The following is a 20,199-nucleotide window of genomic DNA, read 5'->3' as shown; positions in this document are numbered from 1 at the left end:
TCCCTGCCGACGGCCACCCCTTTCCCCGCCTCCGGGGTTCGCTGCTCCGCCTCCGGGCCGGCCCGTCGGAGGGTCAGCCCAGTTCGGCGGAGAGCTGCTTCACCTCCCGGCCCAGCTCCGCCGCCGGGTCCGGCGCGTCCGGCTCCGCCCACGGCAGCCAGGCCCGGGCCCGCAGGTAGCCGTCCACCGCGACCGGCAGCCGGTGCCGGACGATCGGGTCGACCACCGCACCGGGCCCCGCCTCGCGCAGCGCCACCAGCAGGGTGTCCACCCCGGCCGAGGCCGGCAGCGGGACGCTCGCCAGGTAGCCGGTCAGCACCTCCAGCTCGGTGTGCACCGGAACGGGCCGCGGCGGGGTGGGCGGCTCAGGCGGTTCCGGCGGTTCGGGCCGCGCCGTCCGGCCGGGCGCCAGCAGCGCGCCCACCCCGTACAGCCCCGCCACCACCCCCGGCCACCACGACCCGCCCAGGCCCGCGAAGTGCAGCCCCAGCCCGACCGCCCCGCCCCCGCAGCCGGCCAGGTTCCTGGTCGACTCCAGGTAGCCCAGCAGCAGCCGGCCCATCCCGGCGCGGTTACTGGTAGCCACGGATCTCCTCGAACACCCCGTCCAGCGAACCCCCGCCGTCGAACAGCTTGCCCCCGCTCACGTCCGCGATCCCCTGCAACTGGCTCACCGCCGCCTCCCCGAACTTGATCGGGAACACCGGGATCGACTTCTCCGCCGACGGCAGCCCGTCGTGGAAGCGCTTGAAGTCCCCGTCCGTCGCGCCCTCGTTGCTCTCCCCGTCCGTCATCAGCACGATCGAGGTGAACCGGTCGTCCCCCGCCGCCTTCTGCTGCGTCTCGATCACCCGGTACGCCTGCTCCAGCGAGTCGTACAGCGCCGTACCGCCCTCGGCCCGCAGCGACTGGACGTCGGCGTTGATCGACGCCAGCTCGGACTCCGGACCGGGCCGGCTCCCCGAAGCCGGGACGACATGGGTCTTCGACCACTTCACCGAGGACGCGAAGGAGATCAGCGTCACCTCCTCGCGGTCCCGGAAGCGGCGCAGCCCCCGGGTGTCGTCCGTGCCGGTCAGCCGGCCCAGCGCCGCCTTGAGCGAGGCCAGCCGCTGGCCGTCCATCGAACCCGAGGTGTCCAGCACGTACACCGTCCGGGACGGGCGGCGCAGTTCGTTCTGGTACGAGGCCAGCAGGCCGTCCGCCACCTCCCGGGTGCCCGGGAACGGCAGCTCGCGGCGGCGGTCGGTGGGCAGCCCAGCCGCCGGGGCCACCCCCGCCGTCACCGGGCGGCGCAGCGTCAGCTCCGAGATGCGCTTCTGCACGTCCTCCTTCAACAGGTAGCCGACCAGCCGCTGGAAGGACTCCCGCTCGCCCTGCCCCGCCGAGGACAGCAGCGACAGCGGGTAGTCCGCCGACACCACGCCGTCCACCGGGCGCACCACCGTCAGCCGCTGGTCCGCCGGCAGGGTCCGGTTCAGCGACAGCAGCACCGACTCGTAGTTCACCAGGGCGCCGACCCGGCCCGGCTCGGCCTTGGCGTAGGCCTGCGCCAGCCAGCCCGAGGAACCCGAGGTCAGCTTCTGGCCGGTGAAGAACTGCTTCAACTGCGGCGTCGCCTTCTGCACGTCCGGCGCGGTCAGCGCCGCGCCCGCCCCGGAGAACGCCGAGGCCACCGCGACCAGCGCGGAGAAGCCGGAGTTGGAGCGCGACGGGTCGGACATCCCGTACGACAGCTTCCCGGCCGCGGCCGCGTCGCCGATCTGCGCCCAGGTGACCTTCGAACCGTCCCCCCAGCCCAGGTCGGCGAGGACCGAGGACCGCACCCCCACGGCCACCGGGGAGACCATCACGGGGGTCTCCGACAGCACCTTGGACCGGCCGGCCGGATCCAGCCGCAGGTACTGGTTCGACGGGAACCAGACCGCGTCGTACTTGCCGTCCGCCCGACCGGCGGAGATGGTGTCCGCGCCGTCCAGCGTGCCGCCGAACGCGAGTTGGACCGTCACCCCGGTCGCCTTCCGGGCGTCGTCCAGGACCGGTTGCAGGTCCTGGAGTTCACTGCCGGCCAGGACCCGCAGCACCCCGGGGCGCGCGGTCCCGGCCAGCGTGCCGGACGGGTCCGGGGGCGGCGTCGGCCCCGGGGCCGGCGAGGAGGTGCAGGCGGCCAGCGCGGCGAGCACCGCCGCCAGCACGGCGGCCAGCCGGGCGGGCCGCTTCGTCCGGAGGTTCACTTCGGGCTCCCCTTCGCCGCCTTGGTCAGCTTGGTCAGGTTGTCCAACGACGGGACGGTCGCCTGCTTCACCTTCGCCGCGTTCAGGTCCTGGGCGAGGACCGGCTGCTTGACGCCCTTCACCCGGTCGGCGAACGCGTCGTGGCCGGCCTGCGGACGGAAGCCGAACCTGATCTCCAGGGCGATCAGCGCCGGGTCGTTCTGCAGCAGCCCGGCCAGCTTCCGGCCGTTCTCGGTGCGGGCGATGATCGTGTGGTCCGAGTACGCCGTGGTGTCCGGGTACATCACCACCATGTCCCCGGTCGGCTGGCCCTGCACCGCCATCGCGGCGACCTGCGACTCGTAGCCGAAGATCAGCGGATTGCCGACCCCCGCCAGGAAGTCCCGGAACGGCTCGTCACTGCTGCTCTTCTGGCCGCCCTGCAACGCCGTCGCCTGGTACAGCACCGGCCGGGCCACCTCCACGCCCTGGTCGTCGGAGACCACCAGGTTGCCGTTCAGGACGTACGACAGCAGCGCGACGTAGAGCGCGCCCGAGGACGAGCTCTCCGGATCGGTGGTGGTGACGAAGATCGGGCCCGACAACTCCGCGTGGCCCTTCGCGCCCGGCAGGTCCTGCCACTTGCTGCCCTTCTTGAGGGCGTTGACGTACTCGTCCATCCTGAACGTCCAGACGCCGCTCGCATCGTCCAGCGCCGCCAGGTTGCTGTCCCGCAGGATCTGCGCGACCGGCGCGTGCGCCACCACCACCAACGGCGAGTAGAACGGCACCAGCGGAGAGTCCTGCAACCCCCAGTTGCGCTGGATCTCGCGGGCCGGAGCCGTGCTCGCCGGAAAGGCGAAGTCCAGCCCGGACGCGCTCCGCGCCTGCTCGCTCATCGTCCAGGAACCGGTCGAATCGGCGTGCACCTCCACGCCCTGCTTCGCCAACTCGGCCTTCACCTCCGGGCTTTCGAAGAACGCCCGCTTCTCCGAACCGATCAGCCCGGTGACCGCGACCGTCCTCACCGGATCGGCCCCCCCGCCGTTCGGGACCAGCGCGTACGTCACCCCGCCCAACAGGGCCAGGGCCGCGATCACCCCCAGAGCGCGTCGTCTCATCGCGCGCGCCTCCCCCCTCATCGCCGCAACACCCCCGGGTGCGACACCCGGGGGTGACGAGCGTCCCGCCGGGCGGGGAGCGCGGACGGAAGGTGCGGTGAACCGGGGGTGAACACCGTTTCACGGAATCGCATCGGCCGGGGCACCCGGGAGACGCCCGGGGACGGCCCTCGCACACCGGTCCGAGGATGTGTCAGATTGTTCAACTCGCCTTACGGCAAAGGTCATCCCGCAGTCCGGACCCGCGTCGAGGTTACGCACCGGTAATGCCTACCCTCAGCAGTATGCGCCGAGCAAAAATCGTCTGCACCCTCGGGCCGGCCACCGACTCGTACGACCAGATCAAGACCCTGGTCGACGCCGGAATGGACATCGCCCGATTCAACCTCAGCCACGGCACCCACGCCGAGCACGAGGAACGCTACCGTCGGGTCCGCAAGGCCGCCGACGAGACCGGCCGGAGCGTCGGCGTCCTCGCCGACCTCCAAGGCCCGAAGATCCGACTCGACACCTTCGCCCACGGGCCCGTACTCCTCGAACGCGGCGACGAGTTCACCATCTCCACCGACAACGGCGTCGTGGGGGACAAGGACATCTGCGGCACCACCTACGCCGGCCTCGCCGGCGACGTCAGCCGCGGCGAACGCATCCTCGTCGACGACGGCCGCGTCACCCTGGAGGTCGTCGCCGTCGACGGACCGCGGGTGCGGTGCCTCGTCATCGAAGGCGGACTCGTCTCCGACCACAAGGGCCTCAACCTCCCCGGCGTCGCCGTCTCCGTCCCCGCACTCAGCGACAAGGACGTCGCCGACCTGCGGTGGGCGCTGCGCACCGGCGCCGACCTGATCGCGCTCTCCTTCGTCCGCAGCGGGCGCGACATCGAGGACGTGCACCGGGTGATGGCCGAGGAGGGACGCCACGTCCCGGTCATCGCCAAGATCGAGAAGCCGCAGGCGGTCGAGAACCTCGACTCCATCGTGGACGCCTTCGACGGCATCATGGTGGCCCGCGGGGACCTGGGCGTGGAGATGCCCCTCGAACAGGTCCCGCTGGTCCAGAAGCGCGCCGTCAAACTGGCCAGGCGCAACGCCAAGCCCGTCATCGTGGCGACCCAGATGCTCGACTCGATGATCAACGCCTCCCGGCCCACCCGCGCCGAGGCCTCCGACGTCGCCAACGCGGTGCTGGACGGCACCGACGCGGTGATGCTCAGCGGCGAGACCTCCGTCGGCAAGTTCCCGGTCGAGACCGTCAAGACCATGGGCCGGATCATCGAAGCCGCCGAGAACGACATCCTGGCCGCGGGCCTGCCCCCGCTGACCACCGGCAGCAAGCCGCGGACCCAGGGCGGCGCCGTCGCCCGCGCGGCCGCCGAGATCGGCGACTTCCTGCACGCCAAGTACCTGATCGCCTTCACCCAGTCCGGCGACACCGCCCGGCGGCTCACCCGCTACCGCTCGCCCATCCCGGTGCTCGCCTTCACCTACGAACCGGCCGTGCGCAGCCAACTCGCCCTCACCTGGGGCGTGGAGACCTTCCTCGGCCCCTTCGCTCCGACCACCGACCAGATGGTCGAACAGGTCGACGCGGCGCTGCTCTCCCTCGGCCGCTGCCAGAAGGGCGACATCGTCGTCATCACCGCCGGCTCCCCGCCCGGCCTGGCCGGCTCCACCAACCTCGTCCGCGTCCACCACGTGGGGACCCTGGACGACTGAGCGGTACTCGAACGGTTGCGCGTGGGCGGCGTCCCCCGTTGGGAGGGATGCCGCCCGTGGGCCGTCGGATCCGCGTGAGAGCGTGCTGGCGTCTCCATAACATCCGTGTTATGACTTGGGGAGAGGTGGAACTCGAACCGGAGGTTCGGGACTGGATCCGCGCACTGAGCCAGGACGATCAGGAGACGGTCGCCTTCTACGTCGAACTGCTCGCCGTCCGCGGGCCCTTGCTGAGCGAGCCGCACAGTCGGCAACTCGACGGCAAACTCCGGGAACTGCGCTTCCACCTGAACGAATCGGACCTGCGGATCACCTACTGGATCGCGTCGGGCAGGAGGATCATCCTGCTGACGGTGTTCCGCAAGACCCGGATGCGGGAGGCCGGCGAGGTCGACCGCGCGAGACGGGCGTTGCGCCGTTGCGTGGCCGAGCAGCACACCGTTGACGAGGACGAGGAGTGGGCGAGATGAGCGAGCGCACGTCCTGGCGCGCCATGCGTGAGGAGATTCTGAACCGTCCCGGCGCCGGCGCGGCGTACGAGGCCGCGCGGATCCGGTTCGAGCTCGGGGAGAAGGTCAGGCTGCGCCGGGAGGCCCTCGGCATGACCCAGGCACAGCTGGCCGCGGCGATCGGCATGCAGCAGCCGGCGGTGGCGCGGTTCGAGGCCGGAGCAACGATGCCCACGATCGTGGTTCTGGAGCGGTTCGCCGAGGCGCTCGGCATGAGGCTCACGGTCGAGCTGGAGCCGCTGGACCGGGCGAGCTGAGACGCGCGGTGAAATAGCAAAGGCAAGGCAGTGGGGAACCCCGGGACAGGACACCGGGAACGGTGGAAAGCAGCCTATAAAGCGGTCTATTGCGAAGTGTGCCGGGTGCGGGATTCGAACCCGCAAGCCCTTTCGGGCAGATGTGTTTGAGACATCCGTGTATGCCGTTCCACCAACCCGGCGGGGTCAGTCCCGACAGAGCATACCGGCTGTGTGCGGTTGGCCGCTGCTAGGTACCCTCAATTACCGCAGGACCCCGCCGGAACTAGGAGCCCCGTGAGCACCGCCGACGAGCAGGCACAGCCGCTTGAGACCGATATGCCCCAGATCACCCGGATCGTGATCGCCGAGGACGAGGCGCTGATCCGTCTCGACCTCAAGGAGATGCTCGAAGAGGAGGGGTACACCGTCGTCGGTGAGGCCGGGGACGGGGAGACGGCGGTGCGGCTGGTGCAGGAGCTCAAGCCGGATCTGGCGATCTTCGACGTGAAGATGCCGATCCTGGACGGGCTGTCGGCCGCCGAGCAGATCCACGAGCAGCACCTGGCGCCGGTGCTGATGCTGACGGCGTTCTCGCAGCGGGAGCTGGTGGACCGGGCGCGGGACGCCGGGGCGATGGCGTACATCGTGAAGCCGTTCTCGAAGTCGGACCTGGTGCCGGCGATCGAGATGGCGGTGTCGCGGTACACCGAGATGCGGGAGCTGGAGAAGGAGATCGGGGATCTCACCCAGCGGCTGGAGACCCGGAAGCTGGTGGACCGCGCCAAGGGTGTGCTGCAGACGAAGTTCGGGCTGAACGAGCCGGCCGCGTTCCGGTGGATCCAGAAGACCTCGATGGACCGGCGGATGACGATGGCGGCGGTGGCCGAGGCGGTCATCGAGGAGGGCGAGGCCCAGGACCGCAAGAAGGCCGACGAGGCCGACAAGCCGGAGTAGAAGAGTGCGGAAGGGCCCGGCGGATCGGATCCGCCGGGCCCTTCGCGTGTGCGGGGTCAGTCCTCGCCGAGGTAGGCCTTGCGGACGGACTCGTCGTGGAGGAGGTCGGCGCCCGTCCCGGAGAGGACGATGCGGCCGGTCTCCATGACGTAGCCGCGGTCGGAGAGCGACAGGGCGGCCTGGGCGTTCTGTTCGACCAGCAGGATGGTCGTGCCGCTGGCCTTGAGCTCGACGATGGTGGACATGATCTTCTGCATCATCAGCGGGGAGAGGCCCATCGAGGGCTCGTCCAGCATGAGCAGCTTGGGCTGGGACATCAGGGCCCGGCCCATGGCGAGCATCTGCTGCTCGCCGCCGGACAGCGTGCCGGCGGCCTGCTTGCGGCGTTCGCCGAGGATCGGGAAGAGGGTGTAGGCCCGTTCCACGTCGGCCTGGATGCCGGCGGTGTCGGTGCGCAGGAAGGCGCCGAGGAGGAGGTTCTCCTCGATGGTCATGCGGGGGAAGATGTGCCGGCCCTCGGGGGAGTGGGCGAGGCCGAGGGCGACGATCTTGTGGGCGGGGACGGTGCTGAGGTCCTGGCCGTCGAAGGTGATCCGGCCGGCGGTGGGCTTGAGGAGGCCGGAGAGGGTGCGCAGGGTGGTGGTCTTGCCGGCGCCGTTGGTGCCGATGAGGGTGGTGACCTCGCCCTGTTCGACGGTGAAGCTGATGCCCTTGACGGCTTCGATCTTGCCGTAGGCGACGCGGAGGTCCTCGACCTCGAGGAGTGCGGTCACTTGGGGTCCTCCGGTGTTGCGGGGGTTTCGAGCGGGGCGCCGAGGTAGGCGGTGATGACGCGTTCGTCGTTCTGGACGGTCTCGCGGTCGCCTTCGACGATCTTCTGGCCCTGGACGAGGACGGCGGTGCGGTCGCAGAGGTTGAAGATGAACCGCATGTCGTGCTCGATGACGAGGATGGAGATGCCGCGGTCGCGGATGGCGAAGACGAGTTCCTCGGCGGCGCGGGTCTCCTGCGGGTTCATGCCCGCGGTGGGTTCGTCGAGGAGCAGCAGGCCGGGGTCGGAGGCGAGGGCGCGGGCGATCTCCAGCTTGCGCTGTTCGCCGTAGGGGAGGTTGCGGGCGAGGTGGTCGGCCTTCTCGGCGAGGCCGGTGAAGGCGAGGAGTTCCATGGCCTTCTCGCGGCTCTCGGCCTCGGCGCGGTGGTAGCGGGGGCCGCGGAGGATGGCGGCGAAGATGCCTTCCTTGGTGCGGCTGTGCCGGCCGACGAGGACGTTCTCCAGGACGGTCATGTTGGCGAAGAGCCGGATGTTCTGGAAGGTGCGGGCGATGCCGGCCTGGGTGACGAGGTGGGGCTTGGGGGGCAGTTGGGTGCCGCGGTAGCGGACGGTGCCCTCGGTGGGGACGTAGAGGCCGGTGAGGCAGTTGAAGAAGGTGGTCTTGCCGGCGCCGTTGGGGCCGATGAGGCCGATGATCTCGCCCTCGCCGACGGTGAGGGAGACGTCGTTGACGGCGGTGAGGCCGCCGAAGCGCATGGTGACGCCGGTGACGTCGAGCAGGGGGGTTGCGGTCGGTGGCGTTGCGGTGGTGGTCATCTGGCGCGTCACGCCCCTGCCTTGGTGAGTGCGCCCGGTTCGCCGGTGGGCTGGGCCGGGATGGCGGCTTCGTGGAACTCGAGTTGGCGGCGCCGGTTGGGGATGAGTCCTTCGGGGCGCACGCGCATCAGGACGATGAGGGCGGCGCCGAAGGCGAGGAGCTGGTAGTCGGAGAGGAATTCCAGCTTCTTGGGGATGAGGAAGAGGAGGGTGGCGCCGGCCAGGGGGCCGCTGATGGTGCCCATGCCGCCGAGGATGACGGCGGCGAGCAGGAAGGCGGAGTTGGGCGGGAGGGCCTCGGCGAAGGTGTACTGGTCGGGGGTGACGGTGTAGCTGACGTGGGCCTGGACGGTGCCGGCCAGGCCGGCGAGGCAGGCGCCGAGGGCGAAGGCGAGGAGCTTGAGGCGGAAGCCGTTGATGCCCATGGCCTCGGCGGCGGTCTCGTCCTCGCGGATGGCGACCCAGGCGCGGCCGATGCGGGAGTTGCCGACGCGGGCGAAGATCAGTACGACGACGGCGGTGACCAGCAGCATCAGCAGGTAGTAGTTGGAGAAGCGGCCGAGTTCGATGCCGGCGACGGTGTGCGGCTTGCCGAGGTCGAAGCCGAAGATCTCCAGGTCGGGGATGCGGGGGATGCCGTTGGAGCCGTTGGTGATCTTGGGGCCGGTGGTGCCGTTGAGGTTGAGCATGGTGATGCGGAAGATCTCGCCGAAGCCGAGGGTGACGATGGCGAGGTAGTCGCCGCGCAGCCGCAGGGTGGGGGCGCCGATCAGGACGCCGAAGACCATGGAGACGGCGGCGCCGGTGAGCATCGCGGCCCAGAACGGGAACTGGACGTGGATGGGCGAGGCGGGGGAGCCGGAGACCAGGGCGGCGGCGTAGGCGCCGACGCCGAGGAAGGCGACGTACCCGAGGTCGAGCAGGCCGGCGAGGCCGACGACGATGTTGAGGCCGAGGGCGACGGTGGCGAAGATCAGGATGTTGGTGGCGACCGAGGTGTACTGGTCGCTGCTCTGGGTGAAGGGGAAGCTGGCGGCGGCGGCGAAGGCGGCGCCGGTGGTGACCGGGCGGTACTTGACGGTCAGGGCGCGCAGCCGGCCGAGCAGTCCGGACTTGGCGAGGGCGGCGATCGAGGGGGCGGCGAGCAGCAGGTAGCAGATGAAGAGTTCGCCGTACTCGGTGTCGATGCCGAAGGTGATTGCGTACAGGCCGAGTCCGAAGGCCAGGACGATGAGCAGGACCTCGGCCCAGGAGGGGAGTTGGCGGGCCGGGGGGAGCGGGCGCTCGACGGTGCCGAGGCGGATCCGGCTGTTGGCGAGGTGGCCGAGCTGGAGCAGCAGGACGACGCCGGCGGCGATGGCGAGGGCGCCGGCGAGGGCGGTCATCACCGGGGCGACGGGCTGGTCGTCGGGGATGGCGTGGGCGGCGAACCAGCCGACGGGCGCGACGGGGACGAGCAGGAAGAGCCGCTTGTCGAGGATGCGCAGCGGGACGGCGGTGCGCCGGTCGAGGGGGAGGCCGAGGGCGCCGGTGATGCCGAGCAGGCCGCCGGCGGCGAGGGCCCAGCCGCCGGGTTCGAGGTTGGCGAGGCCGCCGAGTTCGACGGAGATGGCGGTGACGGAGTAGGCGGCGACGGCGAGGGCGCCGGTGGCGGCGTACAGGACGGCGTTGTTGCTGCGGCTGGGGGCGGCCCAGCGCAGGCCGGGGACGCCCTGGCCGGCGAGCAGCAGGACGAGGGTGAGGACGCCGGCGACGACGGCGAGCCACTGGAGCCCGGCGGGGGAGCCGTAGTAGGTGAGGTCGCCGGGGAAGTCGCTGGTCCAGGTCCATGACATGGCGGCGGAGGCGGCGGTGAGCAGGGCGCCGAGGCCGGTGAGGGCGGTGGCGGCGGTGGCGGGCAGGGGGATGACCGGGGTGGTCTCGGTGCTGGTGGTGGTCATGGTGGTCACGCCCTGTCCGAGACGCGCTCGCCGAGCAGGCCCTGTGGCCGGACGAGGAGTACGAGGATGAGGAGTACGAAGGCCCAGACGTCCTTCCAGGCGCCGCCTCCGAAGAGGTGCATGCCGGGCAGGTGCTGGATGTAGCCGGTGGCGAGGGCTTCGGCGAGGCCGAGGGCGAGGCCGCCGAGCATGGCGCCGTAGATGTTGCCGATGCCGCCGAGGACGGCGGCGGTGAAGGCCTTGAGGCCGAGGATGAAGCCCATCCGGAAGTCGACCTGGCCGCTGCGCAGTCCGTAGGCGACGGCGGCGACGGCGGCGAACGCGGCGCCGATGGCGAAGGCCATGACGATGATGCGGTCGGTGTCGATGCCCATCAGCTTGGCGGTGTCGGGGTCCTGGCTGGTGGCCTGCATGGCGCGGCCGGAGCGGGTGCGGGTGACGAACCAGCCGAGGGCGAGCATGCACAGCGGGGCGGCGATGATCAGGAAGATGTCGCTGCGCTGGATGGTGACGGAGCCGAGGCTGAACGGGTCGCCGGGGAGCTTGGGGAAGACCCTGGCCTTCTTGGCGTCCGGGTAGAAGGAGAAGACGAGCTGCTGGAGGAAGATGGACAGCCCGATCGCGGTGATCAGGGGGGCGAGGCGGGGGGCGTTGCGCAGCGGCCGGTAGGCGAAGCGCTCGGCGGCGACGGCGGTGAGGGTGGAGACCAGGATGCCGGCGATCAGCATGAGGGGTAGGGCCAGCCACAGGGTGGTGCCGCCGGGGAGGGCGAGGTAGGCGGTCAGGGCGCCGAAGCCGCCGACCATGACGATCTCGCCGTGGGCGAAGTTGATGAGCTGGACGATGCCGTAGACCATCGTGTAGCCGATCGCGACGAGCCCGTAGAGGGCGCCGAGGATCAGGCCGTTGGCCAGCTGCTGCGGTAGGTCGTGCACCGCTGGGCCTCCGTAGTGCGTTCGGGGGTGTCCGCGTGGGTGGTGGATGTGGGGGCGCGCGGGGGCACTCGTGGTGCCCCCGCGCGCTGGTGGTTCGGTGGGGCCGGCCGGTGTGTCAGCCGTTGAAGGTGCCGGACTTCTCCACGGCCCACTTGCCGTCCTTGACGGTGTAGACGGTGAGCTGCTTGTTGGTGGTGTCGCCGAACTCGTCGAACGAGACCTTGCCGGTGACGCCGTCGAAGGAGACCTTCTGGACGGCGTCGCGGACGGTCTTGCGCAGGCCGTCGCCGGTGGGGAGCTTGCCGTTGTTGCTGGTCACGACGGACTTGACGGCCTGGATGATGGCCCAGGCGCTGTCGTAGGAGTAGCCGCCGTAGGTCTCGTAGGCGTCCTTGTAGCCGGCGGCCTTGTAGTCGGCGATGTACTTCTTGGCGGTGTCGAGGGACTCGACGGGCAGGCCGACGGCGGTGGCGAAGTCGCCCTGGCTCTTGGGGTTGAGCTTGATGAAGTCGCCGCTCTGGATGCCGTCGCCGCCCATCAGGGGGATGGCGACGCCGGCGTCCTTGAGCTGGAGGGAGAGCGGGCCGGCGGCGGGGTACTCGCCGCCGTAGTAGACGGCGTCGGCGCCGGAGGCCTTGACCTTGGTGACGATGGCGGAGAAGTCGCGGTCGTCGGGGTTGACGTGCTCCTCGCCGGCCAGGGTGCCGCCGAGCTTGGTGAACTCGCCCTTGAAGGTGGAGGCGAGGCCGGCGCCGTAGGTCTTCTGGTCGTCGATCAGGAAGACCTTGGTCTTCTTGGCGTCGTTGTAGAGGAACTGGGCGGCGAAGGGGCCCTGGACGGCGTCGGTGGTGGCGGTGCGGAAGTAGGACTTGAAGGGGCGCTTCTTGTCGCCGCTGGCCCACTTCTCGCCCTGGCTGAGGGCGACGCCGGTGTTGGCGGGGGAGATCTCGGTGAGGCTCGCGTCGTCGAAGATCTGCTGCATGGACTGGGCCACGCTGGAGTTGAGCGGGCCGACGACGCCGAGGACCTTGGGGTCGCCGACGAGCTGGGTGGCGTTCTGCTGGCCGGGGGCGGGCTTGGCGGTGTCGTCGAGGGCCTTGACCTCGAACTTGACGCCGGGGACCTCGTTGGTCGCGTTGGCGTTCTTGACGGCGAGGTCGACGGAGTTGCGGATGCCGAGGCCGAGGGCGGAGAGGTCGCCGGTGAGCGGGGCGTCGACGCCGATGACGACGGTGGTGGAGCCGCTGTCCTTGCCGCCGGCGGTGTCGCCGGACTTCCCGCCGCGGGAGCCGCAGGCGGTGAGGCTGAGGGCGCCGATCACGGCAATGCTCACGACAATTGCGGAACGATGACGCACGAGGGTCCCCATTCGGTTCAGGAGGCGCCCGCGCCTGAGTGGCGGGAGCCGGGATGCGCGGAGGGCCGGGCCCATTCCGGATGGCGCGGTGACTGGCCGTGACTCTAGATGCCCTTGGGCGGCTCGGGCAGTGCTGTGGGCAGGCTGTGATTCTCTTGTTATGAGCACACGGAGCATTTGTCTCAGCATGTGGTCGTTCCGGTTCGACCGATCCTGAACTGCTGGGCGTTTACGCGCTGGTGGAGGGATGTAAGGGCCGGAAATGGGGGTTGCAGCTGGCAGCGTCGATAATCGGACAGGGGTGTCCGGTGTACTGCATTCGACCGTGCACGTCCGCATTTCGGACGACGGGGGTGCGGCGAAGAGGTTCCGCGTCGCGGGGGCCGCGGAACTGTCACCTGCTGGGATTTCCCACCTGTTACGCAGTGTTACAGGTTTGGGGGCGCGCCGAGCGCGTCCGGACATGCCGGCGCCCCCTCGTTCAGACCAACGCCTGCCCAGGGTGGCGGAAGGTCAAACAAGGGGGCGGGAAAGAGACTTGATGTCCTAGGTGGTGAACTGCTGCTGCCCGGAGGCCCGTTGTCCCCTCCGGGGAGGCCGTCGCGCTTCCCGGGGGCCCGTTACAGGTCGCGCAGCATGCAGGTCAGCCGGCAGCTGGTGATCCGCTTGCCGGTGTCGTCGGTGATCGCGATCTCGTACGTCGCGGCGGTGCGGCCCTTGAACACCGCCGTCGCCACGCCGGTGACCAGGCCGGAGGTGGCCGAGCGGTGGTGGGTGGCGTTGAGGTCCACGCCCACCGCGTACCGGCCCGGGCCGGCGTGCAGCATCGCGCCGATCGAGCCGAGGGTCTCCGCCAGCGCCGCCGAGGCGCCGCCGTGCAGCAGCCCGTACGGCTGCTGGTTGCCCTCCACCGGCATGGTGCCGACGACCCGGTCGCCGGAGGCCTCGACGATCCGGATGCCGAGCTTCTCGCCGAGGTGGCCGCCGGAGAAGGTCTCCGGGTTCACCCCGAGCTTGGCGAAGTGGTCCAGCACGTCCTGCGGGACGTTCAGGACGGGGGCCGGGGTGCCGTCGGTGGCGGTGCCGGGGGCGGTGTCGGGGGCCGCGTCGGTCATCGGGGGAACTCCTGCCGCTCTGGGGTGACGTCGTCGTGCTGCCTGTGATCGTACGACCGTCCTACTCACTGGTACCGGGCCAGGACCGACCGGCGCGGCGCCCCTTTTGTCGGTGCCGGGCCATAGGATCGGGGACCGGTAGTGGAATCGGCAGGAACGGACGTTGACGTGGCTACGCAGAGTACGGACAAGGGCGCGACGGGTGGCGGCGGGGCCGGCCCGCGACCCCGGCTGATGCTGCTCGACGGGCACTCGATGGCCTACCGGGCCTTCTACGCCCTGCCCGTGGAGAACTTCAACACCTCCACCGGACAGCCCACCAACGCGGTCTACGGCTTCGCCTCGATGCTCGCCAACACCGTCCGGGACGAACGGCCCACCCACCTCGCCGTCGCCTTCGACCTCTCCCGGCAGACCTTCCGCTCCGCCGAGTTCCCCGACTACAAGGCCAACCGGGCCAAGACGCCGGACGAGTTCAAGAGCCAGATCGGCCTGATCGGCGAACTCCTCGACGCCATGCACGTCCCCCGGATGACGGTCGAGGGCTTCGAGGCCGACGACATCATCGCCACCCTCGCCACCGCCGCCGAAGCGGCCGGCTACGACGTCGACATCGTCACCGGCGACCGCGACTCCCTCCAACTCGTCACCGACCACGTCACCGTGCTCTACCCGACCAAGGGCGTCTCCGAGCTCACCCGCTTCACCCCGGAGAAGGTCACCGAGAAGTACGGCGTCACCCCGCGCCAGTACCCCGACCTCGCCGCCCTGCGCGGCGACCCGTCCGACAACCTGCCGGGCATCCCCGGCGTCGGCGAGAAGACCGCCGCCAAGTGGGTCAACCAGTTCGGCTCCTTCGACGAACTCGTCGCCCGCGCCGACGAGGTGAAGGGCAAGATCGGCGAGAAGCTGCGCGACCACCTCGACTCGGTCAAGCGCAACCGGGTGCTCACCGAGCTGGTCCGCGACGTCGAACTCCCGCTGGGCGTCCCCGACCTGGCCCGGCAGTCCTTCGACCGGGACGCCGTCGGCACCCTGATGGAGTCGCTCGAGTTCCGCAACGCCAACTTCCGCGACCGGGTGTTCGGGATCGACCCGGCCGGCGCCGCCGAGGCCGCCGAGGCCGAACTCGCCCCCGGCGTCGAGGTCGACGGCGAACTCCTCACCGACCCGGGCACGCTCGCCGCCTGGCTGCGCGAGCGCGCCTCCGACGACAAGGCCCCGGTGGCGCTGGCCGCCGTCTACCAGTGGGCCCTCGGCACCGGCGAGGTCACCGAAGTCGCCCTCGCCGTCGGGGATTCCGCCGCCTGGTTCGACCCGGCGCAGCTCGCCGAGGAGGACGAGCGGGCCTTCGCCGACTGGCTCGCCGACCCGGCCGCCCCCAAGGCCCTGCACATCGCCAAGCAGGTCATGCGGGCCTTCGCCGAACGCGGCTGGACGATCGCCGGGGTCGTCGCCGACACCGCGCTCGCCGCCTACCTGGAGAAGCCCGGCCGCCGCACCTTCACCCTGGAGGTGCTCGCCGAGGAGTACCTGGCCCGCTCGCTCACCCCGGCCGCCCCCGCCGCCGAGAGCGGCCAACTCGCCTTCGACGCACCCGAGGACGACGGCGTCGACGCCGAGGCCGCGCGCGCCCAGGCGCTCATGCTCCAGGCCCGCGCCGTGCTCGACCTCGCCGCGCTCTTCGACACCCGCCTCGCCGAGGTCGGCGCCGCCGGGCTGCTGCACGACATGGAACTGCCCATCGCCGCCCTCCTCGCCCGGATGGAGCGCCACGGCATCGCCGCCGACCGCGACTGGCTCACCCGGCTCGAAGCCCAGTTCGCGGCCGAGATCCAGCGCTGCGTCGAGGAGGCCCACGCCGCCGCCGGGCGCGAGTTCAACCTCGGCTCGCCCAAGCAGCTGCAGGAGATCCTGTTCGGCGAACTCGCCCTCCCCAAGACCAAGAAGATCAAGACCGGCTACACCACCGACGCCGACGCGCTCACCTGGCTCGCCACCCAGACCGACAACGAACTGCCGGTCATCCTGCTGCGCCACCGCGACCAGGCCAAGCTGCGCACCACCGTCGAGGGCCTGCTCAAGACCGTCTCCCCGCAGGGCCGGATCCACACCACCTTCAACCAGATGGTCGCCGCCACCGGCCGGCTCTCCTCGCAGGACCCGAACCTGCAGAACATCCCGGTCCGCACCGAGGAGGGGCGCGCCATCCGCCGCGCCTTCGTCGTCGGGGCCGGCTACGAGTCGCTGCTCACCGCCGACTACTCGCAGATCGAACTGCGGATCATGGCCCACCTCTCCGAGGACGAGGCCCTGATCGAGGCCTTCGCCTCCGGCGAGGACCTCCACACCACCGTCGCCTCCCAGGTCTTCGAGGTCCCGGGCGCGGCGGTCGACGCCGAGATGCGGCGCAAGATCAAGGCGATGTCCTACGGCCTCGCGTACGGGCTCTCCGCGTACGGGCTCTCGCAGCAGCTCAACATCAAGCCCGCCGAGGCCCAGGGCCTGATGGACACCTACTTCGAGCGCTTCGGCGGCGTGCGCGACTACCTGCACCGGGTCGTCGAGGAGGCGCGGGCGACGGGCTACACCGAGACTCTCCTCGGCCGCCGCCGCTACCTGCCCGACCTCAACAGCGACAACCGCCAGCGCCGCGAGATGGCCGAGCGGATGGCCCTCAACGCCCCGATCCAGGGCTCGGCCGCCGACATCGTCAAGATCGCCATGCTGCGGGTCGACGAGGCCCTGCGCGCCGCCGGGCTGACGTCCCGGATGCTGCTCCAGGTGCACGACGAAATCGTGCTGGAACTCGCCCCGGGCGAGCGCGAGTCGGTCGAGGCCGTCGTCCGCGAGCAGATGGCCGGCGCCTACCCGCTGCGCGCCCCGCTTGACGTCTCCGTCGGTGTCGGCGCCGACTGGGAGGCCGCCGCGCACTGACGCGCTGCGCTGCGGTCGTCGGCGGCGGGCCCGGACACGGTGGGTGTCCGGGCCCGCCGCCCGTCGTTCCCGTCCGTCGTTCCGCCCGTCGCTCCCGGGTTCAGCTCCTGCGGTCCGTGACCGTCCAGGCGGCGCCCAGGTCGTGGCGCAGTGCCGCCAGGGCGGCGTCGGCGGCGGTGCGGAACGACTCCCACCGCTCCGGGGTCCAGGGGGAGGGGCCGCCCGGGTCGTCCCGGTCGAGGGAGGGCTGGTATCGGTCGGAGAGCCGCCTCAGTTCGTCCCGGGTGGCCGGGGCCGGGGGGTCGGTTCGTCGAGTGTGCCCACCCACCCTGCCTCACCCCGGTCCGAGCGCGAGCATCGCCCCGGTCACCTCGCCGACCGCCGCGTCGGGGATCGCGGTGGCGGCCTCCGGGAGGACGAGCAGCCGGGCCCCGGGGATCTCGCGGGCGAGCGCCTCGCCGTTGCCGAGGGGGAAGAACGGGTCGCGGCGGCCGTGGACGACGAGCGTGGGAACCCGGATCCCGGGCAGGCGCTCGCGCCAGCGGGGTGCGCAGTCGAGCGAGGCGAACACCAGGCCCAGCTGGTTGGCCAGTTGGACCGGGGGAGCGGTGCCGGGCGTACGGTCCCAGATGCGCGCGGCGGTCGCGCGGGCGGTGCCGGGGTCGTTGCCGAGGATCTCCGCGCCGGCGGCGGCGAACTCCGCCACCGCCGTGCGGCTGCTCCAGTCCGGCGCGGGACGGGCGAACAGTCGGCTCATCGTCGCCGGGTCGTGGTCGGGGAGGTCGTCGTCGGGCGGGCCGGGGGCGACCGCGCGGGTGCCGACCAGGGTGAGGGCGCAGAACGCCCCCGGGTGGTCGAGCGCGGCCACCTGGGCGACCATGCCGCCGACGCCGATCCCCGCGAGGTGCGCGGGCCTTCCGCCGCCGCCGAGCGCGCCGCCGAGCGCGCCGGCCAGGGCGGCGGCGTCGGCGGCGAGGTCGCGCAGGGTGTAGCCGGGCGCCTGCGGGTCCACCGTCGTCGACGCCCCGCTGTCGCGCAGGTCGTAGCGCACCACCCGGCGCCCGCCGGCGGCGAGGCGTTCGCAGAGGGCGTCGGGCCAGGACAGCATCGTCGGCCCGCCCACGAGCAGGACGAGCGGCGCGTCGTCGGCACCGAACGACTCGGTGCCCGAGACGACCCCGTTGGCGTGGACGGCGGCGCGCACGGCGGTGTGGGCGGCGGTCATCGGGTCACCGGGCCCCGTCGTCCCCGAGACCGCGGTCGGGCAGGCTCATGTCGCCCGTCCTGGGCGTGCCCTCGGCGAGCCCGTACCGCAGGTAGACGGTGCCCTGGGGGCCGGCCACCGGGGGTTCGAGGAGCGTGAGGTTCGTGGGCACCGCGCCCTCCTCGAAGACCTTCTTCCCGACGCCGAGCACGATCGGGTGCACCCAGAGGTCGAGGCGGTCGAAGAGCCTCTCGCGCAGGAGGGTCTGCACCAGGTTCAGGCTCCCGACGACCTTCACGTGCTCGTGCCGGTCGCGGATCTCGCGCACCGCGCCGGCCAGGTCGGGGCCCAGCCGGGTGGAGCCGGCCCACGGGAGCCCGGTCGTGCCCCGGGAGGCCACGTACTTCGGGACGCGGTTGAACAACTCGGCGATCTCGCCCTCCTTCTGCTGCGGCCAGTAGGCGGCGAAGAGGTCGTACGTGCGCCGGCCGAGCAGCAGCGCGTCCGTGCCCTCGTACGCGGCGAGGATCTGCGCCCCCGTGGCCTCGTTCAGCAGCGGCGCCTGCCAGCCGCCGTACGGGAACCCCTCCGGGTCCTCGTCGGGCCCGCCGGGCGCCTGGCCGACGAGGTCGAGGGTCGCGAACATCTCGATGTGGATGAGGCCCATGGCTGTACTCCTGGTGAGGTCGGTCGGTCCCGTCGAGATGTAGACCGGTCGGGGCCGGAAAACTCATCGCCACGCCGACACCCGGTTTCACCATCGAGCAGGCCGGACACGGACGGCCCCGCGCGGGAAGTCGGCGGGGCCGACTTCCCGTGCCGGGCCGTCCTCGCGGGGTCGGGTGGTCAGGGGGCGGAGTCGATGCGGACGGAGCCGATCGAGGTCGGCGGGTTGAAGAACAGGGGGCTCCGGCCCTGCCGGATGACGGTGCCGGTGCAGTTGCGGGACTGGAAGACGGTGGCGCTGCCGCTGCCCGCCCGGTTCCCCACGGCGATGCTCTGGATGTGGGTGGTCAGCGAGGGGTTGACGCACTGCCCGACCGTGACCTGCCGGGAGCTGACGGTGGTGCCGTCGTCGATCTGCAAGGACGTGGGGCCGGCGGAGGCCGCCGTGGCGGCGGTCGCGAGGACGGTCGCCAGGGCGATCGATCCGATGGTGCCGCCGGTGCGGACGAGCCGGGACGGGGAGACGCGCATGGGGGTGCCCTTCCTCCGAGGGATCAGGCGGGCCCGGGGAGGGCCCGGTGCCACCTTGACCGGGGGCGGTCACGGCTGTCCCGAGGTCGGCCCGGAGTTCCCCCGAAAGAGCGGTCGGCCCTGCGGAGTTGTGGCCGCGGAGCGGGAAGTCGACCGGGCCGACGTCCGGTGCGCACGGGTGGGAAAAGGGGTTGAGGGATGATCGCCCGGGCTGGTAGCTTCCGGGTGACCGTGCAACCGCCCGAGGAGGTGAGACCCATGAACGCTGGACCCATATGGGTGCTCCCCCGCTCGTCACGGTCGGGCGATTGACGTAGGTGTCGCCGGGAGCGCTTCGACAGCCAGGCACTCCCGAAAGGCAACACCTCGTGCACTCTCCGCACTTCACCGCGCAGTCGTCCTCGAACGGCGTCCTTGAGCGCGACTTCACCCTGGGCGAAGTCCCCGGTGTCCTCTGGTCGCCGGCCTCCGGCGCGGCCGACCGCGCGCCCCTGGTCCTGATGGCCCACGGCGGCGGCAACCACAAGAAGCACCCGGCGATGTCCGGCCGGGCCCGACTCCTGGTGGCCGGCTGCGGCTTCCACGTCGCCGTCGTCGACGCACCCGGTCACGGCGACCGGCCGCGCACGGCGCACGACGAGGCGGAGATCGCCGCCCTGTACGCGGCCCGGGCGGCGGGCGAGCCGGAGGGCCCGATCGTCGTGCGCTACAACGACCACCTGGCGGAGCAGGCCGTGCCCGAGTACCGGGCGCTGCTGGACGCCCTCCAGGAGCTCCCGGAGATCGGCGCCGACGGGCCGGTCGGCTTCTGGGGCATCAACATGGGCACCGCGATCGGGATCCCCTTCGTGGCGGGCGAACCCAGGGTCTCCGCCGCCGTCTTCGGCCAGCACTGGCCCGACACCCTGGCCGAGCAGGCGAAGCGGATCACCGTCCCGATCGAGTTCGACCTCCAGTGGGACGACGAGCACATCACGCGCGAGGAGGGCCTCGCGCTGTTCGACGCCTTCGCCTCGACGGAGAAGTCCCTGCACGTGAACGCGGGCAGGCACAAGGACCTCCCCCGGTTCGAGGCGGACAGCGCGGCCCGCTTCTTCGCCCGGCACCTCGGCCGCCCGGCCGCCCCGTCGGCCTGACCCGTACGGTCCCGGCGCGGGACGCCCGGCGCGGGAAGT

General features: G+C 71.4%; 19 protein-coding genes and 1 tRNA gene. 6 read left to right on the top strand and 14 right to left on the bottom strand.

From position 1 onward, the window contains the following. Nucleotides 1–73: 73 nt before the first annotated feature. The 3 genes from ACFY2K_RS35750 to ACFY2K_RS35740 are packed head-to-tail and all read right to left on the bottom strand — an operon-like array spanning nucleotide 74 to nucleotide 3,334. Nucleotides 74–586: a hypothetical protein gene (locus ACFY2K_RS35750; RefSeq protein ID WP_387716838.1), complete on the bottom strand. Its 513-nt coding sequence runs from the start codon at nucleotides 584–586 to the stop codon at nucleotides 74–76. Then, entirely contained in the window at nucleotides 573–2,234 is a 1,662-nt protein-coding gene (locus ACFY2K_RS35745; RefSeq protein WP_380527030.1) for a VWA domain-containing protein, read from the bottom strand. Before ACFY2K_RS35745 ends, ACFY2K_RS35750 begins: the two co-directional genes overlap by 14 nt. Beyond that, on the bottom strand, nucleotides 2,231–3,334 hold the full coding sequence (locus ACFY2K_RS35740; protein ID WP_387716836.1) for a hypothetical protein: 1,104 nt from the start codon (nucleotides 3,332–3,334) through the stop codon (nucleotides 2,231–2,233). The genes ACFY2K_RS35745 and ACFY2K_RS35740 overlap by 4 nt, the downstream gene beginning before the upstream one ends. 284 nt (nucleotides 3,335–3,618) lie before the next feature. On the opposite strand from ACFY2K_RS35740, the gene pyk reads away from it, so the two are divergent. The 3 genes from pyk (at nucleotide 3,619) to ACFY2K_RS35725 (ending at nucleotide 5,815) form a co-directional block, all read left to right on the top strand. Next, nucleotides 3,619–5,049, top strand: a complete 1,431-nt coding sequence (gene pyk, locus ACFY2K_RS35735) for a pyruvate kinase (RefSeq protein ID WP_375893388.1) — start codon at nucleotides 3,619–3,621, stop codon at nucleotides 5,047–5,049. A 110-nt stretch (nucleotides 5,050–5,159) separates the two neighbouring features. Next, nucleotides 5,160–5,519, top strand: a complete 360-nt coding sequence (locus ACFY2K_RS35730; protein WP_380593761.1) for a type II toxin-antitoxin system RelE/ParE family toxin — start codon at nucleotides 5,160–5,162, stop codon at nucleotides 5,517–5,519. After that, nucleotides 5,516–5,815 carry a multiprotein-bridging factor 1 family protein gene (locus ACFY2K_RS35725; protein ID WP_375893392.1) on the top strand — a complete coding sequence of 100 codons (300 nt, stop codon included), beginning with the start codon at nucleotides 5,516–5,518 and terminating at the stop codon, nucleotides 5,813–5,815. The genes ACFY2K_RS35730 and ACFY2K_RS35725 overlap by 4 nt, the downstream gene beginning before the upstream one ends. 99 nt (nucleotides 5,816–5,914) lie before the next feature. On the opposite strand, the gene ACFY2K_RS35720 is transcribed toward ACFY2K_RS35725, so the two are convergent. Next, nucleotides 5,915–5,997: transfer RNA gene (locus ACFY2K_RS35720), tRNA-Leu, on the bottom strand. Between the two features lie 136 nt (nucleotides 5,998–6,133). Between ACFY2K_RS35720 and ACFY2K_RS35715 the strand changes: the two genes are divergently transcribed. Further along, nucleotides 6,134–6,751: an ANTAR domain-containing response regulator gene (locus ACFY2K_RS35715; protein WP_375893448.1), complete on the top strand. Its 618-nt coding sequence runs from the start codon at nucleotides 6,134–6,136 to the stop codon at nucleotides 6,749–6,751. A gap of 56 nt (nucleotides 6,752–6,807) precedes the next feature. On the opposite strand, the gene ACFY2K_RS35710 is transcribed toward ACFY2K_RS35715, so the two are convergent. From ACFY2K_RS35710 to ACFY2K_RS35685, 6 genes are all read right to left on the bottom strand, one after another. Then, the gene (locus ACFY2K_RS35710) at nucleotides 6,808–7,524 is read right to left on the bottom strand and encodes an ABC transporter ATP-binding protein (protein WP_380642790.1); all 717 of its coding nucleotides are present in this window, start codon (nucleotides 7,522–7,524) and stop codon (nucleotides 6,808–6,810) included. Then, nucleotides 7,521–8,339, bottom strand: coding sequence for an ABC transporter ATP-binding protein (locus ACFY2K_RS35705; RefSeq protein WP_375893394.1), 819 nt, complete (start codon nucleotides 8,337–8,339; stop codon nucleotides 7,521–7,523). The genes ACFY2K_RS35710 and ACFY2K_RS35705 overlap by 4 nt, the downstream gene beginning before the upstream one ends. Before the next feature lie 8 nt (nucleotides 8,340–8,347). Continuing rightward, nucleotides 8,348–10,279: a branched-chain amino acid ABC transporter permease gene (locus tag ACFY2K_RS35700; RefSeq protein WP_387716833.1), complete on the bottom strand. Its 1,932-nt coding sequence runs from the start codon at nucleotides 10,277–10,279 to the stop codon at nucleotides 8,348–8,350. A gap of 5 nt (nucleotides 10,280–10,284) precedes the next feature. Beyond that, nucleotides 10,285–11,214 (bottom strand): branched-chain amino acid ABC transporter permease, encoded by a 930-nt coding sequence (locus tag ACFY2K_RS35695; protein ID WP_375893396.1) that lies wholly within the window; start codon nucleotides 11,212–11,214, stop codon nucleotides 10,285–10,287. Between the two features lie 115 nt (nucleotides 11,215–11,329). Continuing rightward, on the bottom strand, nucleotides 11,330–12,571 hold the full coding sequence (locus ACFY2K_RS35690) for an ABC transporter substrate-binding protein (protein WP_380407947.1): 1,242 nt from the start codon (nucleotides 12,569–12,571) through the stop codon (nucleotides 11,330–11,332). A 620-nt stretch (nucleotides 12,572–13,191) separates the two neighbouring features. Further along, nucleotides 13,192–13,686 carry a PaaI family thioesterase gene (locus tag ACFY2K_RS35685; RefSeq protein WP_387716831.1) on the bottom strand — a complete coding sequence of 165 codons (495 nt, stop codon included), beginning with the start codon at nucleotides 13,684–13,686 and terminating at the stop codon, nucleotides 13,192–13,194. Between the two features lie 234 nt (nucleotides 13,687–13,920). Between ACFY2K_RS35685 and polA the strand changes: the two genes are divergently transcribed. Then, nucleotides 13,921–16,623 (top strand): DNA polymerase I, encoded by a 2,703-nt coding sequence (gene polA, locus ACFY2K_RS35680; RefSeq protein WP_375893451.1) that lies wholly within the window; start codon nucleotides 13,921–13,923, stop codon nucleotides 16,621–16,623. Nucleotides 16,624–16,723: 100 nt separating this feature from the next. On the opposite strand, the gene ACFY2K_RS35675 is transcribed toward polA, so the two are convergent. The 4 genes from ACFY2K_RS35675 to ACFY2K_RS35660 all read right to left on the bottom strand — a co-directional run bounded on the left by ACFY2K_RS35675 (nucleotide 16,724) and on the right by ACFY2K_RS35660 (nucleotide 19,024). After that, nucleotides 16,724–16,951: a hypothetical protein gene (locus ACFY2K_RS35675; RefSeq protein WP_387716830.1), complete on the bottom strand. Its 228-nt coding sequence runs from the start codon at nucleotides 16,949–16,951 to the stop codon at nucleotides 16,724–16,726. Between the two features lie 6 nt (nucleotides 16,952–16,957). Then, nucleotides 16,958–17,848 (bottom strand): alpha/beta fold hydrolase, encoded by an 891-nt coding sequence (locus ACFY2K_RS35670; protein ID WP_387716828.1) that lies wholly within the window; start codon nucleotides 17,846–17,848, stop codon nucleotides 16,958–16,960. 4 nt (nucleotides 17,849–17,852) lie between these two features. After that, the gene (locus ACFY2K_RS35665; protein WP_375893403.1) at nucleotides 17,853–18,494 is read right to left on the bottom strand and encodes a dihydrofolate reductase family protein; all 642 of its coding nucleotides are present in this window, start codon (nucleotides 18,492–18,494) and stop codon (nucleotides 17,853–17,855) included. A gap of 179 nt (nucleotides 18,495–18,673) precedes the next feature. Then, on the bottom strand, nucleotides 18,674–19,024 hold the full coding sequence (locus ACFY2K_RS35660) for a hypothetical protein (RefSeq protein ID WP_380593874.1): 351 nt from the start codon (nucleotides 19,022–19,024) through the stop codon (nucleotides 18,674–18,676). Nucleotides 19,025–19,392: 368 nt separating this feature from the next. Between ACFY2K_RS35660 and ACFY2K_RS35655 the strand changes: the two genes are divergently transcribed. Continuing rightward, the gene (locus tag ACFY2K_RS35655; protein WP_387716825.1) at nucleotides 19,393–20,160 is read left to right on the top strand and encodes an alpha/beta hydrolase; all 768 of its coding nucleotides are present in this window, start codon (nucleotides 19,393–19,395) and stop codon (nucleotides 20,158–20,160) included. Nucleotides 20,161–20,199 lie beyond the last annotated feature (39 nt).

It is taken from the genome of Kitasatospora sp. NPDC001309 (assembly GCF_042896295.1).
Lineage (GTDB): Bacteria > Actinomycetota > Actinomycetes > Streptomycetales > Streptomycetaceae > Kitasatospora.
Note: the sequence above shows the minus strand (reverse complement) of the source record. Positions and strands in the feature narration are given on the sequence as shown.